Consider the following 16,045-nt stretch of genomic DNA (forward strand, 5'->3'; position numbering starts at 1 on the left):
GATGAATGATCGATTCACCATCCCACTTGCGCCCGGCCAGGCGCTGACCCTGGCTGCCGCTCGCACGCCGCGCCGCCTCGTCGTGACGGGTGGTCGGCTGTGGCTGACCATTTCGGGAGGCACCGACGACCACTGGCTGCGTGCCGGTGAGGGCCTGACGCTGGCTGCTGGTCAGGAGGTCGTTGTCGAGGCCTGGCCGGAAGCAGCCTTTCAATTGCTGCAGCCCGCGCCCAAGCGCAGAGTCGAGGCAAAGCCGGCACGGGGCTGGCGCATGAACCTGGCAGGCGCTGCATGAAGACACTTGGCATCCTCGGCGGCATGAGCTGGGAGTCGACCCAGCATCTGTACGCGCTGATCAACCGCGGCGTCGCCGCGCGCCTGGGTGGCCTGCACAGCGCCCAGCTGGTGTTGCACAGCGTCGACTTCGCGCCCATTGCGGCCATGCAGTCCGCCGGCCAGTGGGCCGAAGCCGCTCGCGTGCTGGGCGAAGCCGCCGCCGGCCTGAAGCGCGCCGGCGCGCAGGAGCTGCTGATTGCCACGAACACCATGCACCTGGTCGCCACCGAGATCGAGCAAGCGGCCGGCCTGCCGGTCTTGCACATCGTCGACGCGACCGCCGAGGCGCTGCGCGCTGCCGGCGTCAAGCGGGCCGGCCTGCTGGCCACGCGCTTCACGATGGAGCAAGGCTTCTACCGCGATCGCATGAAGGAACGCTTCGGCATCGAGGTCATCGTGCCCGACGAGGCCGGCCGCACGGAAGTGCACCGCTTGATCTACGAGGAACTGTGCCGCGGCCGCTTTGAACCGGCCTCGCGCGAGGCCCTGCGCGCCCAGGTTGCAGCCCTGGCCGACCGCGGCGCACAGGCCGCCATTCTTGGCTGCACCGAGCTGGGCCTGCTGTTGCCCGCTGACAGCGCTGCCGCCCTGCCGCTGTTCGACTCCACCGATTTGCAGGCCGGTGCCGCGGTCGACTGGATGCTAGGCTGACTCCTTTGAAATCCCGCGAGTGATTGCCATGCACCATTCTGTCTTTGCCGGCCGGCGGGCCGAGCGCCGGGCCGCCCCTAGCCGGACCGCCATCCCCTCGGGGGATCGGTCCATGTACTCATGGAACGAGGGGCTGACATGACGACCGTCTGGACCCAAGCGCGCCGCGCCGCGCGGATGAACCCGTCCATCATTCGCGAGATCCTCAAGGTCACCGAGAAGCCGGGCATCCTGTCCATGGCCGGCGGCCTGCCGAGCGCGGACACCTTTCCGGTCGACGCGCTGAAGGCCGCCTGCGACCGCGTGCTGAGCAAGAACCCGCGCGAGGCCCTGCAATACGCGGCCAGCGAGGGCTTTGCGCCGCTGCGCGAATGGGTGGCGGCGCGGGTCGCAACACTCGGCATGACCGTGACGCCGGAACAGGTGCTGATCACCAGCGGCTCCCAGCAGGGGCTGGACCTGGTCGGCAAGATCCTCTGCGACGCTGGTGCGCCGGTGGCCGTCGAGACGCCGACCTACCTCGGTGCGCTGCAGGCCTTCACGCCGTTTGAGCCCATCTTTGCGAGTCTCGCCAGCGACGACCAGGGCCCGCGCCCCGAGGCCATTGCGGCCCTGCCGCATGACGCGCCCGGCACGCGCTTCAGCTATCTGCTGCCCAACTACCAGAACCCGACCGGCCGCGTCATGGGCGCCCAGCGCCGCGTGGAAGTCGTCGAAGCCTCGCGCCGCGCCGGCGTGCCCATCGTCGAGGACAACCCTTATGGCGACCTCTGGTTCGACGAGCCGCCGCCGGCCGCGCTATCCAGCCTATGGCCGGAAGGGTCGCTCTACCTGGGCTCCTTCTCCAAGGTGCTGACGCCGGGCTTTCGCCTCGGCTATCTGATCGCCCCGCCCGAGCTGTACCCGAAGCTGCTGCAGGCCAAGCAGGCCGCCGACCTGCACACGCCGGGCTTCAATCAGCGCGTCGTCCACGAGGTCATCCGCGATGGCTTCCTGGACGGCCACATCCCCACCATCCGCGCCCTCTACAAGGCCAACCGCGATGCGATGGCCGAGGCTCTGCGCGAGCATCTGCCGCCGGGCTGCGACTACCTGTCGCCCCAGGGCGGCATGTTCTTCTGGATCCGCCTGCCCGAAGGCCTGGACGCGATGGCCCTGCTGCCCCGGGCCGTGGACGCCGGCATCGCCTATGTGCCGGGCGCGGCCTTCTATGCCCACCAGCCCGACCCGCGCACGCTGCGCCTGTCCTTCGTCACGCTGACACCGGACCTGATCCGGGATGGCGTCGAGAAGCTCGGCCGTCTGCTTTACGAGGCGCTGGAGCCGGTTGCGGAGCACGCGCCCTGATGCAGCGCGACGGCTACCGGCTCAGCTTTGCGCCCGAGGACATCGACGCCCGGGCGGCGCACGACTTCCTCGTCGGGGCCTATTGGTCCGAAGGCATTCCGCTGGCCTTGGTCGAGCGCTCGATTGCCAACTCACTGTGCATCGCGTTGCATGCCGAAGGGGTCGGCCAGGTCGGCTTTGCCCGCGTCGTGACGGACCGGACGACCTTCGCCTATCTCTGCGATGTCTATGTGCTCGATACCCACCGCGGCCACGGCCTGGCGAAATGGATGATCGAGACGCTGCTGGCCCACGCCGACCTGCAGGGCTTGCGCCGCTTCATGCTCTTCACCCGCGACGCCCATGCGGTCTACGCCGGCCACGGCTTCTCGCCACTGGCCAAGCCGCAGCGCGGCATGGAAATCGTCCGCCCCGGTCTATATCTCAAGCCGTGATCAAGCCATGACTCAGTTGCGCCGCTTTGCCCAGGTCGATGTGTTCACCGCCGTGCCGCTCAAGGGTAATGCCCTGGCCGTCGTCATCGACGGCAGCGGCCTGTCCGACGCCGAGATGAGCGACTTCGCGCGCTGGACCAATCTGTCCGAGACAACCTTTCTGCTGCCGCCCACCGACCCGGGCGCCGACTACCGCGTGCGCATCTTCACGCCCGGCGGCGAACTGCCCTTCGCCGGCCACCCGACGCTGGGCAGCGCCCATGCCTTCCTGGCCAGTGGCGGCGATGCGAAGAAGGCCGGTGAGGTCGTGCAGCAATGTGCCATCGGCCTCGTGCGGGTGAAGCGCGACGGCGCCCGCCTGGCCTTTGCCGCGCCGCCGTTGAAGCGCAGTGGTGTCGTGGGCGCGGAGGAGCGTGCACAGGCGATTGCCGCGCTGCGCATCACGCCTGAAGCCTTGCTCGACCTGGTCTGGGTCGACAACGGCCCCGGCTGGATGGCCGCTCGCCTGGGCGACGCGGCCAGCGTGCTGGCGCTGCAGCCGGACTTCATCGCGATGCAGGGGCTCAAGCTCGGCGTCGTTGGTGCCTACCCGGCCGGCGGTGAATGCCAGTTCGAGGTGCGCGCCTTTGTGCCCGACCTCGGCATCCCCGAAGACCCGGTCACCGGCAGCCTCAACGCCGGCCTGGCGTTGTGGTTGCAGGAGTCCGGTCTGGCGGGCGACAGCTATGTGGCCGCCCAAGGCGCCGCTCTCGGTCGGGCCGGCCGCGTGCATGTGAAGCGCGACGGCGAGGGCACCTGGATTGGCGGCGACGTGACGCCGCTGATCCACGGCCAGGTGAGGCTGTGAGCATGGAACTCGACCATCTCGTCGTTGGTGCCGCGACGCTGGAAGAGGGCGTCGCCTGGTGCGATCGAGTGCTCGGCGTCACGCCGCAACCCGGCGGCAAGCATGCGTTGATGGGCACGCACAACCGCCTGGTGTCGATCAGCGGCCCCAATCACCCGCGCTGCTACCTGGAAATCATCGCCATCGACCCCGCGGCGCCACCGCCAGGCCGGCCACGCTGGTTCGACCTTGACCAGCCCGCACTGCGCGAACGGTTGGCGCTGGGGCCGGGGCTCATCCACTGGGTCGCCCGCGTCCCCAACCTGGACGCGGCGCTGGCCTATTGGCGCGGCGAGGGCGTGGACGCCGGTGAGGCGGTCGACGCCTCACGCGGCGCATTGCGCTGGCGCATCGCGCTGCGCGAGGACGGTCGCCGCCTGCGCCGCGAGGCGTTGCCGGTGCTCATCCAATGGGACGAAGCCCACCCGACCGACACGCTGCCCGATCAGGGCGTGCATCTGCTCGGCTTCGAGACACGTGATGGCCTGAAGGCTCGCCTTGCCACCCCGCTCGGCGAGGTCGAACTGGGAGTGATTGGTTGATGAAGACCGAAGACCTGTTCCGCGAGGACGCAACGCTGCTGGCCTGCGAGGCTGTCGTCACCTCTCACGGCGAAGGCGGCGTGCTGCTGGACCGCACCGTCTGCTACCCGCTCGGCGGCGGCCAGGCCGGCGACACCGGTTGGCTGATCGCGGGCGAGCAGCGCTGGCGTGTGACCGACACGCGCAAGAGCAAGGAACACCCCGAGGCCATCGCCCACCTGATCGAAGGCGAGTTGCCCACCGTCGGCACGGCGGTGCGCATCGAGGTCGACGCCGCGCGCCGCCAGGCTCACCGGCGTTTCCATACGGCGACACATCTGCTGTGCGCGCTGCTGCCTTATCCGGTCGACGGCTGCTCCATCACCGAAGGCTATGCGCGGCTGGACTTCCATACCGACGAGCCCTTCGACAAGGAAGCCATCCAGGCCGGGCTCGATCGGCTGGTCGCAGAGGCCCGTCCAGTGGGTCACCGCTGGATCACGGAAGACGAATTGGACGCAAACCCAGGGCTCGTTCGCTCGATGAGCGTGCAGCCGCCACGCGGGCTGGGGCGTATTCGAGTGCTGGAGGTGCAGGGCGTGGATCTGCAGCCTTGTGGCGGCACGCATGTCGGCAATACCGCCGAGATCGGCAAAGTCGTCGTCACCAAAATAGAGAAGAAGAGCGCCAAGACCCGCCGCGTGGTCTTGGGATTTGCAGCCTGATCCCGCTGGCTAAACTGCGACGCCTATGGCCGGCCCCGACATACAGCTCATCACGCCTGAATCGCCCGAGGACTGGCAGGAGGCTCGATTCGTCCTGCGCGACTACGCCAACAGCCTCGACATCGATCTGGACTTCCAGGGTTTCGAAGAGGAACTCGCCGCGTTGCCCGGCGCCTATGCACCACCCGGCGGGCTGATGCTGCTGGCAACGGTCGATGGCGCAATAGCCGGCAGCGGCGCCTTCCGGCCCCTGCCCGACGCCGACTACCCGAACGCCTGCGAGATGAAGCGCCTCTTCGTGCGCCCGGCCTTCCGCCGCTTTGGCCTGGGACGCATCCTGGCGCAGGCGCTGATGGACCGCGCCACCGAGGCCGGCTACTCGTCCATGCTGCTCGACACGCTGGATGACATGGAAGCCGCCCGTGGGCTCTACGAAAGCCTGGGCTTTGCCGAGGTGCCGCCGTTCTACTTCAACCCCATCCCCGGCGCCCACTATCTGAAGGCCGAGCTCGGCGCCTTCCGGCCGAGTTACTTCGGATAACCGCCTAGAGTGCCGGCATGGCACTCGAACACGACATCCAGCCCCTCGGCGAGCACCGCTGCCTGCTTGGCGAATCGCCGCTCTGGCATCCCACCGAACTGCAGCTCTATGCGGTCGACATTCCGGGCCGTCAGGTGCTGCGCTGGCGCGCGGGCGTCGACGCGCCGGACGTGTGGCCGCAGGCGGCGGAGCCCGGCTGCATCGCGGCTCGCGCCGGCGGCGGCCTGCTCGTCGCGCGGCGCGACGGCCTGTGGGCGCTGGACACGACTACCGGTGCGCAGCAACTCGTCAGCCCGCCACCCTACGACCCTGCAAGGCTGCGCTTCAACGACGGCAAGGTCGACCCTGCCGGGCGTTTGTGGATCGGCAGCATCTCGGATGCGCGTGAGCCCGAGGCGGCGCTGTATCGCTTCGACGGCAAGGTCTTTGAATCTCAGGTGCCCGGCTTGACGACCTCCAACGGTCTGGCCTGGAGTCCCGACGGCCACCGCATGCACTGGTCCGATACCAAGGCCCATCGCATCTACGTCGCGGACTTCGACGTGGCGACCGGCGCGCTGTCTTCCCCGCGCGTCTTCGCCGAATTCAAGCCGCGCGCGCCGGGCGAGGCCTACGGAGGCCGCCCTGACGGTGCAGCGATGGATGCTGAAGGCCACTACTGGGCCGCGATGTTTGAAGGTGGCTGCCTGCTGCGCATTGCGCCGACCGGCGAAGTTGTGCAGCGTGTCGAGTTGCCGGTGACCTGCCCGACCATGCCCACCTTCGGCGGCGCTGACTTGCGCACCCTCTTCATCACGACGGCGCGCGAGAAGCGCCCCGCCGACGAACTGGAACGCGAGCCGCTCGCTGGCGCCGTGCTGCAACTGCGCGTCGACGTGCCGGGCTTGCCCGCGACCCTGACAAGCGCCTGAATCCTGTGTCGGCCTGGGGGCGTATTTACCCCGGTGTAACTCGTCACATATAATGGCTGGCTTTGTTGGGTGGCGCCCGTGCGTCATCCCGGTGCAATCAGCTCCTGGTAGTTTTGGGGGTTGAGCCGCCCACCCCAGGACCCTGGCGCCATGACCGAGAACGGCCCCCGAAAGACCTGGCCCCCCGCCGTTTCGACGGCCGGCGGCTGGGACGACGACAAAGAGGAGCTGCCCGTCAAGGCCCTGAGCCCTGAGCAGGCGGCAGCGCTGAAGTCGGCGTTGCCGATGTTGTCGCCCTGGCGTGTGCTGGGGATGCAGCTGGTGGCAGGCTTGCTGTGCGTGGCCGTGATCCGGCTGTGGACGGCGTCCGGCGTGGCCATGGTTTCGGCGCTCTATGGCGTCGCGGCGGTGGTGCTGCCAAACATGCTGCTGGCGCGGGGCATGACAAAGCGCGTGGATTCAGCGGTCGGTGCGGCTGCCGGGTTCATGGGTTGGGAATTTTTGAAAATCGGTGCATCGATCGCGATGCTGGTGCTGGCGCCAAAGGTGGTGCCGGGCCTGAGCTGGCCAGCCCTGCTGGTCACCCTCGCGGTGTGCATCAAAGTGAACTGGCTGGCGCTCGCGTGGCGTGGCCGCAGATTGACCTGACGAGGCAGAACGAAACATGGCAGCAGAAGGCCACGAAACAGCAGCCCCGAGCGCTGGTGAATACATCATTCACCACTTGAACCACGCGCAGAGTGGCAAGCAGCAAGGCATCGTCGACTTCTCCGTCGTCAACCTCGACTCCATCTTCTTCAGCGTGCTGCTGGGTCTGGTGGGCAGCTTCTTGCTGTGGCGCGCCGCGAAGGCTGCTACTTCGGGCGTCCCGGGCCGTTTTCAAGCCGCCGTCGAAATCCTCGTCGAGATCGTTGCCGATCAGGCCAAGGGCATCGTCCACAACGCCAACAGCCGCAAGCTCGTCGCGCCGCTGGCCCTGACCGTGTTCGTCTGGATCTTCCTGATGAATGCGATGGACTTGTTCCCGGTGGATCTGTTCCCCTGGATCTGGCAGAACCTCACCGGTGACCACCACGCTTACCTGCGCGTCGTGCCGACTGCGGACCTGTCCATGACCATGGGCCTGTCCCTTGGCGTGCTGATCACCTGCCTCATCTACAACGTCAAGATGAAGGGCGCCGGCGGCTGGGCTCACGAGCTCGTTGCGGCACCGTTCGGCGACAAGGTCTATCTGTACCCAGTCAACCTGGCCATGCAGCTGATCGAGTTCGTCGCCAAGACGGTCTCCCACGGCATGCGACTGTTCGGCAACATGTATGCCGGCGAACTGATCTTCATGCTGATCGCCCTGATGGGCGGCGCCTGGAGCCTGTCGGCCACCGGCATCGGCCTGGCCATCGGCCACATCATCGCGGGCTCGGTGTGGGCGATCTTCCACATCCTGATCATCACGTTGCAGGCCTTCGTGTTCATGATGCTGACGCTGGTCTACATCGGCCAGGCCCACGACGCGCACTGAGCGTCCGCCAGTTTTCCCCAAGCAGTTTTCCCTCAACCCTTTCTCTCTTTTTTCCCCTCAAGGAGTCATCGTGGAAGTCATTAGCTTTGTTGCCCTCGCCGCTGGTCTGATCATTGGTCTGGGCGCCTTCGGTGCTTGTATCGGCATCGGCATCATGGGCAGCAAGTACCTTGAGTCCGCCGCTCGTCAGCCTGAGCTGATGAACGAACTGCAGACCAAGATGTTCCTGCTGGCCGGCCTGATCGACGCGGCCTTCATCATCGGCACGGGTATCGCCCTGTGGTTCGCCACCGCCAACCCGTTCCTGGGCCAGATCGCTACTGCGCTGGCTGCTGGCGCCAAGTAATTCGATGCTGTCGACCCGCCGTGGCCAAGGTTGCCCCGGCGGTTTCCGCACTCGAAACTTTGTGAGGCACCAAGGTGTTTATTAACGCATCGCTCATCGTTCAGATGATCGTGTTCCTGATCCTGGTCGGGTTCACGATGAAGTATGTGTGGCCGCCGATCATCAAGGCGCTCGACGAGCGTGCCGCGAAGATCGCCGCTGGCCTGTCCGCTGCCGACAAGGCCAAGGCCGAACTGGCCGGCGCCGAAGCGCAGATCGCCAAGGAACTGGCTCAGACCAAGGCTGAATCCGGCAAGCTGATCTCGGACGCCGAGAAGCGCGCCGCTGCCATCGTCGACGCCGCCAAGGGCCGCGCCGAAGAAGAAGGCGCCAAGATCCTGGCCGCCGCCAAGGCCGACGCCGAGCAGCAGGTCTCCCGCGCTCGCGAAGTCCTGCGCGAGCAAGTTGCTTCGCTGGCCGTCAAGGGCGCCGAGCAGATCCTGCAGAAGGAAGTCAACGCCGGCGTTCACGCCGAGCTGCTGGCTCGCCTGAAGACGGAGCTGTAAATGGCCGAGATCGCCACCATCGCCCGCCCCTACGCGGAAGCCCTGTTCCAGGTTGCCAAGTCGCAGGACCTGGTCGCCTGGGGCAAGCAGCTCGACGCGCTGGCCCAGGTGGCGCAGGACGCCGATCTGCGCCAGTTCGCCGATCACCCCAAGGCCCAGGCTGAGCAGGTCGTTGCGGTCATCGCCGCCGCGGCCAAGCAAGACCTCGCCGCCGGTGTGCAGAACTTCCTGCGCGCCATCGTCGAGAACGGCCGCCTGGCTGCACTGCCCGAGATCGTGGCCCAGTACCACGTGCTGGCCAACGCCGCTTCGGGCGTGTCCGACGCGCAGATCTTCAGCGCCTACGAGATCAGCGACGCTCAGCTCGCCGAACTCAAGGCGTCGCTGGAGAAGCGCTTCGGCCGCAAGCTCGAAGCCCATGTGCAGCTGGAGCCCGGCCTGATTGGCGGCGTTCGCGTCGTCGTCGGCGACGAGGTGCTGGACACCTCCGTCAAGGCCCGCCTTGAGCGCATGAAAGTTGCGCTGACTGCCTGATCCGCAGCTGGACACCCGCAAGACATTCCGATTTACCCCGCGTCTGACCCCCGCCCTTGATCCGGCGAAGGAACGGCCACCTGGGAGACCTAGCATGCAACTGAATCCCGCTGAAATTTCCGAACTGATCAAGAGCCGCATCGAGGGTCTTGGTGGCAGCACGGACATCCGCAACCAGGGCACCGTCGTGTCCGTTTCCGACGGCATCGTCCGCGTCCACGGCCTGTCCGACGTGATGCAGGGCGAAATGCTCGAATTCCCGGTCGCCAAGGACGGCAGCCAGACCTTCGGCCTCGCGCTGAACCTCGAGCGCGACTCCGTCGGCGCCGTGATTCTGGGTGCCTACGAGCACATCTCGGAAGGCGACACTGTCAAGTGCACGGGCCGCATCCTGGAAGTGCCGGTCGGCCCCGAGCTGATCGGCCGCGTCGTCAACGCGCTGGGCGAGCCGATCGACGGCAAGGGCCCGATCAACGCCAAGATGACCGACGTCATCGAGAAGGTCGCCCCGGGCGTGATCGCGCGTAAGAGCGTGGACCAGCCCGTGCAGACCGGCCTGAAGTCGATCGACTCCATGGTTCCGGTCGGCCGCGGCCAGCGCGAACTGATCATTGGTGACCGTCAGACGGGCAAGACCGCCGTCGCCATCGACGCGATCATCAACCAGAAGGGTCAGAACATGACCTGCGTCTACGTCGCCATCGGCCAGAAGGCGTCGTCGATCAAGAACGTGGTGCGCTCGCTGGAGCAAGCCGGCGCGATGGAATACACCATCGTGGTTGCCGCCTCGGCTTCCGAGTCCGCCGCGATGCAGTACGTGTCGGCCTACTCGGGCTGCACGATGGGCGAGTACTTCCGCGACCGCGGCCAGGACGCGCTGATCATTTACGACGACCTGTCCAAGCAGGCCGTCGCCTACCGCCAGGTTTCGCTGCTGCTGCGCCGCCCGCCGGGCCGCGAGGCCTACCCCGGCGACGTGTTCTATCTGCACAGCCGCCTGCTGGAGCGCGCCGCTCGCGTGAACGCCGACTACGTCGAAGCCTTCACCAAGGGTGAAGTCAAGGGCAAGACCGGTTCGCTGACGGCACTGCCGATCATCGAAACGCAAGCCGGCGACGTGTCCGCCTTCGTGCCGACCAACGTGATCTCGATCACCGACGGCCAGATCTTCCTGGAAACCAGCCTGTTCAACGCCGGTATCCGCCCCGCCATCAACGCCGGTATCTCGGTGTCGCGCGTCGGCGGTGCTGCCCAGACCAAGCTGATCAAGTCGCTGTCCGGCGGTATCCGTACCGACCTGGCGCAGTACCGTGAGCTGGCCGCGTTCGCGCAGTTCGCTTCCGACCTGGACGAAGCCACCCGCAAGCAGCTGGACCGCGGTGCCCGCGTGACGGAACTGCTGAAGCAGGCCCAGTACTCGCCGCTGTCCATCTCGCTGATGGCCGCCTCGCTGTACGCCGCCAACAAGGGCTTCATGGACAGCATCGAAGTGAAGAAGGTCCTGGCCTTCGAACACGGCCTGCACCAGCACCTGAAGACCAGCCACGCCGCCCTGCTTGCCAAGCTGGAAGCCGACAAGGCGATGGACAAGGATGCCGAAGCTGAACTGAACGCCGCCATCACGGCTTTCAAGAAGTCCTTCGCTTAAGCCACGGAACACGTGGGGCTGAGCTTCGACTTAGCCCTGCACTGACTAGGAGTTCGAATGGCTTCAAGCAAAGAAATCCGCGGCAAGATCAAGTCGGTCGAGAACACCAAGAAGATCACCAAGGCGATGGAAATGGTCGCCGCCTCCAAGATGCGCAAGGCGCAGGAACGGATGCGGTCGGCTCGCCCCTACGCCGAGAAGATCGGCAACATCGCGGCCAGCCTCGCCAAGGCCAATCCCGAGTACCGCCATCCCTTCCTCGTCAAGAACGAGGGCGTGAAGGCGGTCGGCATGGTCGTCGTCACGACGGACAAGGGCCTGTGCGGTGGTCTCAATACCAACCTGCTGCGCGCGGCCACGGCCAAGCTCAAGGAACTGGAAACCGCGGGCCAGAAGGCCGAGGTCGTCGCCATCGGCGGCAAGGGCCTGGGCTTCATGAACCGCATCGGCGCCAAGGTCGTTGCCCACGCGACGCAGCTCGGCGACCAGCCCCACATTGAGGCCCTCATCGGCCCGGTCAAGGTGCTGCTCGACCAGTACGCCGAAGGCAAGCTGTCCGCCGTCTACCTCTGCTACACGCAGTTCATCAACACGATGAAGCAAGAGGTGAAGGTGCACCAGCTGCTGCCGTTGAAGGCCGACGACATGGTGACGGACAAGGCCGGCCACTCGTGGGACTACATCTACGAGCCGGACGCCGCCACCGTCATCAACGAACTGCTGGTGCGCTACACGGAAGCCCTGGTCTTCCAGGCCGTTGCCGAAAACATGGCCAGCGAGCAGTCCGCCCGCATGGTGGCCATGAAGGCCGCGACCGACAACGCCGGCACGCTGATCGGTGAGCTGAAGCTGGTCTACAACAAGACCCGTCAGGCCGCGATCACCAAAGAGTTGTCCGAGATCGTCAGCGGCGCAGCCGCGGTCGGTTGAGTCACCCGGCACGCAAAGAATTGAATTGAAGGAACGCAAAAATGGCTAACACTCAAGCAGCAGTCGGCAAGATCGTTCAGTGCATTGGCGCCGTCGTCGACGTGGAATTCCCGCGCGACCGCATGCCCAAGGTGTACGACGCGCTGAAGATGGAAGGCTCGGCACTGACGCTGGAAGTCCAGCAGCAGCTGGGCGACGGCGTCGTCCGCACCATTGCGCTGGGTTCGTCCGACGGCCTGCGCCGCGGCACCGAAGTCTTCAACACCGGCGACACCATCAAGGTGCCGGTCGGCAAGGCAACCCTCGGCCGCATCATGGACGTGCTGGGCAACCCCATCGACGAACGTGGCCCGGTCTCTTCCGAGCTGACCGCCTCCATCCACCGCGCAGCACCCGCCTACGACGAGCTGAGCCCGTCGCAGGACCTGCTGGAAACCGGCATCAAGGTGATCGACCTGATCTGCCCGTTCGCCAAGGGCGGCAAGGTGGGCCTGTTCGGTGGCGCCGGCGTCGGCAAGACCGTCAACATGATGGAGCTCATCAACAACATCGCCAAGGCGCACAGCGGTCTGTCCGTGTTCGCTGGCGTGGGTGAGCGCACCCGTGAGGGCAACGACTTCTATCACGAGATGTCGGACTCCGGCGTCGTGGTCCAGGACAAGCTGGAAGACTCCAAGGTCGCCATGGTCTACGGCCAGATGAACGAGCCCCCGGGCAACCGTCTGCGCGTGGCACTGACCGGCCTGACCATCGCCGAGTCGTTCCGCGACGAAGGCAAGGACGTGCTGTTCTTCGTGGACAACATCTACCGCTACACGCTGGCCGGCACGGAAGTGTCCGCACTGCTGGGTCGCATGCCTTCCGCCGTGGGCTACCAGCCGACGCTGGCCGAGGAAATGGGCCGCCTGCAAGAGCGCATCACGTCGACCAAGGTCGGCTCGATCACCTCCATCCAGGCCGTCTACGTCCCTGCGGATGACTTGACCGACCCGTCCCCCGCCACGACCTTCGCCCACTTGGACGCCACCGTCGTGCTGTCGCGTGACATCGCTTCGCTGGGCATCTACCCCGCCGTGGACCCGCTGGACTCGACCAGCCGCCAGATCGACCCCAACGTCGTCGGCGAAGAGCACTACACGACGACCCGTGCGGTGCAGCAGGTGCTGCAGCGCTACAAGGAACTGCGCGACATCATCGCCATCCTGGGCATGGACGAACTGTCGCCGGAAGACAAGCTGTCGGTCGCCCGCGCCCGCAAGATCCAGCGCTTCCTGTCGCAGCCTTTCCACGTCGCCGAAGTCTTCACCGGCTCGCCCGGCAAGTACGTGCCGCTGAAGGAAACCATCCGCGGCTTCAAGATGATCGTGGCCGGCGAGTGCGACCACCTGCCGGAGCAAGCTTTCTACATGGTGGGAACCATCGACGAAGCTTTCGAGAAGGCCAAGAAGATCCAGTGAGGTTGACGGGGGCGTCTCGGCGTCCCGTCTCCCGCAGGACTTCTTCAATGGTTAGCTAAGGAAGATTGAACATGGCAACCCTCCACGTCGACGTGGTCTCCGCCGAAGAGCTGATCTTCTCGGGCGAGGCCAAGTTCGTCGCCCTGCCGGGCGAGAGTGGCGAGCTCGGCATCCTGCCGAAGCACACGCCGCTGATCACCCGCATCAAGCCGGGCGCCGTGCGCATCGAGCGCCCGGACGGCACCGAAGAGTTCGTCTTCGTCGCCGGCGGCATTCTCGAAGTGCAGCCGAACCGCGTGACCGTGCTGGCCGACACCGCCATCCGCGGCAAGGACCTCGACGAAGCCAAGGCCATCGAGGCCAAGAAGCAAGCCGAGGAAGCGCTGAAGAACGCCAAGAGCGAACTCGACCAGGCCGCGATCCAGAACGAGCTGCTCACGCTGGCGGCCCAGGTCGCGGCGCTGCGCAAGTTCCGCGCGAAAAGCTAAGGGCATTCCCTGGCTCAACCGCAAGCCCGCCTCTTGGCGGGTTTTCTACTTTCAGACCCGCCCATGACCACGCCCACCGCTGCCCCCGTTGCCGCCCAGGACGGCCTGGCCCTGCACGTCGAGCAGTGGGCGGCGTGGGCGCCGGGTCTGGCATCCCAGGACGACTGGCGGGCCTGGCTGCGTCAGCCGCAACCGGTTACCGCCGACGCACCGGCCGCGCCACCGCTGCCGGAAGTGCCGGCGATGGCGCGGCGGCGCATCGACCCGCTGGGGCGCGCTGCCCTGCAGGTGGCCTATTGGGCCCAGCAGGGCGTCGACGCGGCGGCGCTGGCGACCATGCCCCTGGTGTTCGCGTCGCGCTGGGGAGAATTGGCGCGTTCGGTCGCCATGCTGCAGGACCTGGCTCAGGGCGAGGCGCTGTCACCGACCGCCTTCAGCCACTCGGTGCACAACGCCATCGGCGCCCAGTACTCCATCCAGCGCGGCATCACCGCCAATGTCAGCGCGGTGGCCGCGGGCGAGGTCAGCGCTGCCGCCGGCTGGGTCGAAGCCCATGCGCTGCTGGCCGCCGGCGCGCCCGCCGTGCTGCTGACGGTGTTCGACGCGCCGCTGCCGGTGCTGTATGCCCATACCGGGCTGGACGCCCTGATCGCCCCGCCGCATGCCTTTGCGCTGCGTCTGCGTGTGGCGCGCGCCGGCGAGCCGGCCGTGCAACTGACGCGCCAGGCCGCGCTGGCGAATGCGTCGCCCAGCACGCTGTCGCCCAATCTGCAGCTGCTGCAGTGGCTGCTCGACCCCGCCGCCGAGCTGCGCCAGGTGGACGGCGCCGCGGACTGGCAGTGGCGCCATGTCGTCGCTCGATAGCCTGCTGCCCGACTGGTCCCGGGCCTGGTCCCGCGCCTGGCGCGTGCCGGCCACGGGTCTGAGCTTCGCCTGCTTCGGTATTGGCGGCCTGCTGATGGGCGTGCTCGCCTTCCCGCTGATCAACCTGCTGGTGTGGGACCCGGTGCGCCGCATCCGCTGGTCACGTGCGCTGGTGGGGGCCAGCTTTCGCGGCTTTATCGGCCTGATGACGCTGCTCGGTCTGGTGCGCGTGCGCTGGACGGGCGTCGAGCGCTTGCAGCGGCGTGGCCTGCTGGTGCTGGCCAACCACCCGACGCTGATCGACGTGGTGGCGCTGATCGGGCGCACGCCCAACGCCGATTGCGTCGTGCGTGCCGGGCTGGGCGACAACCCCTTCACCTGGGGGCCGGTGCGGGCCTGCAACTATTTGCGTAACGACCGTGGCAGCGAGGTGTTGGAAGGTTTCAACGCCAGCCTCCAGGCGGGCAGCAATCTGGTAATTTTTCCCGAAGGCACCCGAAGCAGGCCCGGGCATGCTTTGCAGTTGCAGCGCGGTGCGGCCCAATTGGCCCTGCGCACGGGCGTGGCCATCACGCCAGTGCGCATTCGCTGCGAGCCGCTGGGATTGAGCAAAGGCTGGCCGTGGTGGAAAACCCACGACCGGCCGTTACACCTGAGTCTGGATGTGGGCGAGGACATCGCCGTGACACCCTTTCTAGAGGGTGCTCACGGAGAATTCCCGCTCGCTGCAAGACGGCTCACGGGATACTTGCGGGACTATTTTTCTGGGGGAAAAGGCGATGGAACAGAGCCTGGAACTTGAAATCAAGACCTTGCTCATCGACGCCTTGAATCTCGAGGACATGAGCGCAGACGACATCGACGCCGAGCAGCCGCTCTTCGTCGAAGGCCTCGGCCTGGATTCCATCGACGCGCTCGAGCTGGGCCTGGCGCTGCAAAAGCGCTATGGCGTCACCATGTCGGCCGATTCGGAGGAAACCCGCCGCCATTTCCGCTCCATCCGGGCTTTGGCAGCTTTCGTGGCCACGAGCCGCAAGGGCTGAATCGCCAGGGAGTTCACACCATGACCGAACACGACATCTACACGCGCCTGTCGGCCATCCTGGTCGAGACCTTCGACATCGAGCCCGAGCGCATCCGCCCGGAAGCCCGGCTGTACGACGACCTGGACATCGACTCCATCGACGCGGTGGACCTCATCGTCAAGCTCAAGCCCCTGGTGGGCAAGCGCCTGCAGCCCGAGGCCTTCAAATCGGTGCGCACGCTGCAGGACGTCGTCAACGCCCTGACCGCGCTGCTGCAGCAGGCCGAGGAAACCACCGGTGAAGACGAGGCCGCGCTGCCGCGCGCCGCCTGATCCCG

Annotated in this window: 22 protein-coding genes; all 22 read left to right on the top strand. The window is 66.6% G+C overall.

Going from position 1 to position 16,045, the window contains the following annotated elements; all coding sequences use genetic code 11:
• The first annotated feature begins 1 nt into the window (after position 1).
• The 22 genes from ACXJLH_RS23845 to ACXJLH_RS23950 all read left to right on the top strand — a co-directional run bounded on the left by ACXJLH_RS23845 (position 2) and on the right by ACXJLH_RS23950 (position 16,040).
• On the top strand, positions 2-295 hold the full coding sequence (locus ACXJLH_RS23845) for a DUF2917 domain-containing protein (protein WP_056205574.1): 294 nt from the start codon (positions 2-4) through the stop codon (positions 293-295).
• Positions 292-987 carry an aspartate/glutamate racemase family protein gene (locus ACXJLH_RS23850; RefSeq protein ID WP_457446711.1) on the top strand — a complete coding sequence of 232 codons (696 nt, stop codon included), beginning with the start codon at positions 292-294 and terminating at the stop codon, positions 985-987. Before ACXJLH_RS23845 ends, ACXJLH_RS23850 begins: the two co-directional genes overlap by 4 nt.
• A gap of 138 nt (positions 988-1,125) precedes the next feature.
• Positions 1,126-2,334: an aminotransferase-like domain-containing protein gene (locus ACXJLH_RS23855; RefSeq protein ID WP_457446713.1), complete on the top strand. Its 1,209-nt coding sequence runs from the start codon at positions 1,126-1,128 to the stop codon at positions 2,332-2,334.
• Positions 2,334-2,768 carry a GNAT family N-acetyltransferase gene (locus tag ACXJLH_RS23860; protein ID WP_056205569.1) on the top strand — a complete coding sequence of 145 codons (435 nt, stop codon included), beginning with the start codon at positions 2,334-2,336 and terminating at the stop codon, positions 2,766-2,768. Before ACXJLH_RS23855 ends, ACXJLH_RS23860 begins: the two co-directional genes overlap by 1 nt.
• 7 nt (positions 2,769-2,775) lie before the next feature.
• A complete protein-coding gene (locus ACXJLH_RS23865) occupies positions 2,776-3,615 on the top strand; it encodes a PhzF family phenazine biosynthesis protein (protein WP_056205567.1) in 840 nt (279 codons plus the stop codon).
• A gap of 2 nt (positions 3,616-3,617) precedes the next feature.
• A complete protein-coding gene (locus tag ACXJLH_RS23870) occupies positions 3,618-4,196 on the top strand; it encodes a VOC family protein (protein ID WP_056205565.1) in 579 nt (192 codons plus the stop codon).
• Positions 4,196-4,900, top strand: coding sequence for an alanyl-tRNA editing protein (locus ACXJLH_RS23875; RefSeq protein WP_457446715.1), 705 nt, complete (start codon positions 4,196-4,198; stop codon positions 4,898-4,900). Before ACXJLH_RS23870 ends, ACXJLH_RS23875 begins: the two co-directional genes overlap by 1 nt.
• Positions 4,901-4,925: 25 nt before the next feature.
• Complete coding sequence (locus tag ACXJLH_RS23880) at positions 4,926-5,441, top strand: GNAT family N-acetyltransferase (protein WP_056205562.1); 516 nt, start codon at positions 4,926-4,928, stop codon at positions 5,439-5,441.
• Positions 5,442-5,458: 17 nt separating this feature from the next.
• A complete protein-coding gene (locus ACXJLH_RS23885; RefSeq protein ID WP_457446718.1) occupies positions 5,459-6,352 on the top strand; it encodes an SMP-30/gluconolactonase/LRE family protein in 894 nt (297 codons plus the stop codon).
• 150 nt (positions 6,353-6,502) lie between these two features.
• Positions 6,503-7,000 (top strand): ATP synthase subunit I, encoded by a 498-nt coding sequence (locus ACXJLH_RS23890; protein ID WP_056205558.1) that lies wholly within the window; start codon positions 6,503-6,505, stop codon positions 6,998-7,000.
• A 16-nt stretch (positions 7,001-7,016) separates the two neighbouring features.
• Complete coding sequence (gene atpB, locus ACXJLH_RS23895) at positions 7,017-7,871, top strand: F0F1 ATP synthase subunit A (protein ID WP_056205556.1); 855 nt, start codon at positions 7,017-7,019, stop codon at positions 7,869-7,871.
• A 70-nt stretch (positions 7,872-7,941) separates the two neighbouring features.
• Positions 7,942-8,217, top strand: coding sequence for a F0F1 ATP synthase subunit C (atpE, locus tag ACXJLH_RS23900; RefSeq protein ID WP_056205553.1), 276 nt, complete (start codon positions 7,942-7,944; stop codon positions 8,215-8,217).
• 74 nt (positions 8,218-8,291) lie between these two features.
• Positions 8,292-8,762 carry a F0F1 ATP synthase subunit B gene (locus ACXJLH_RS23905; protein ID WP_457446720.1) on the top strand — a complete coding sequence of 157 codons (471 nt, stop codon included), beginning with the start codon at positions 8,292-8,294 and terminating at the stop codon, positions 8,760-8,762.
• Positions 8,763-9,296: a F0F1 ATP synthase subunit delta gene (locus ACXJLH_RS23910; protein ID WP_457446722.1), complete on the top strand. Its 534-nt coding sequence runs from the start codon at positions 8,763-8,765 to the stop codon at positions 9,294-9,296.
• 94 nt (positions 9,297-9,390) lie between these two features.
• A complete protein-coding gene (gene atpA / locus ACXJLH_RS23915; RefSeq protein ID WP_457446724.1) occupies positions 9,391-10,944 on the top strand; it encodes a F0F1 ATP synthase subunit alpha in 1,554 nt (517 codons plus the stop codon).
• Between the two features lie 57 nt (positions 10,945-11,001).
• Positions 11,002-11,874, top strand: a complete 873-nt coding sequence (gene atpG, locus ACXJLH_RS23920) for a F0F1 ATP synthase subunit gamma (protein WP_056205545.1) — start codon at positions 11,002-11,004, stop codon at positions 11,872-11,874.
• A gap of 41 nt (positions 11,875-11,915) precedes the next feature.
• On the top strand, positions 11,916-13,331 hold the full coding sequence (atpD, locus tag ACXJLH_RS23925) for a F0F1 ATP synthase subunit beta (protein ID WP_056205542.1): 1,416 nt from the start codon (positions 11,916-11,918) through the stop codon (positions 13,329-13,331).
• A gap of 71 nt (positions 13,332-13,402) precedes the next feature.
• Positions 13,403-13,819 (top strand): F0F1 ATP synthase subunit epsilon, encoded by a 417-nt coding sequence (locus ACXJLH_RS23930; RefSeq protein ID WP_056205540.1) that lies wholly within the window; start codon positions 13,403-13,405, stop codon positions 13,817-13,819.
• Between the two features lie 63 nt (positions 13,820-13,882).
• Entirely contained in the window at positions 13,883-14,683 is an 801-nt protein-coding gene (locus tag ACXJLH_RS23935; protein WP_457446726.1) for a beta-ketoacyl synthase chain length factor, read from the top strand.
• Entirely contained in the window at positions 14,667-15,485 is an 819-nt protein-coding gene (locus ACXJLH_RS23940; RefSeq protein ID WP_457446728.1) for a lysophospholipid acyltransferase family protein, read from the top strand. Before ACXJLH_RS23935 ends, ACXJLH_RS23940 begins: the two co-directional genes overlap by 17 nt.
• Positions 15,463-15,726: a phosphopantetheine-binding protein gene (locus ACXJLH_RS23945; protein WP_056205536.1), complete on the top strand. Its 264-nt coding sequence runs from the start codon at positions 15,463-15,465 to the stop codon at positions 15,724-15,726. Before ACXJLH_RS23940 ends, ACXJLH_RS23945 begins: the two co-directional genes overlap by 23 nt.
• A gap of 20 nt (positions 15,727-15,746) precedes the next feature.
• Positions 15,747-16,040, top strand: coding sequence for an acyl carrier protein (locus tag ACXJLH_RS23950; RefSeq protein ID WP_056205534.1), 294 nt, complete (start codon positions 15,747-15,749; stop codon positions 16,038-16,040).
• Positions 16,041-16,045: the final 5 nt, after the last annotated feature.

This window comes from Roseateles sp. P5_E4, assembly GCF_054049255.1.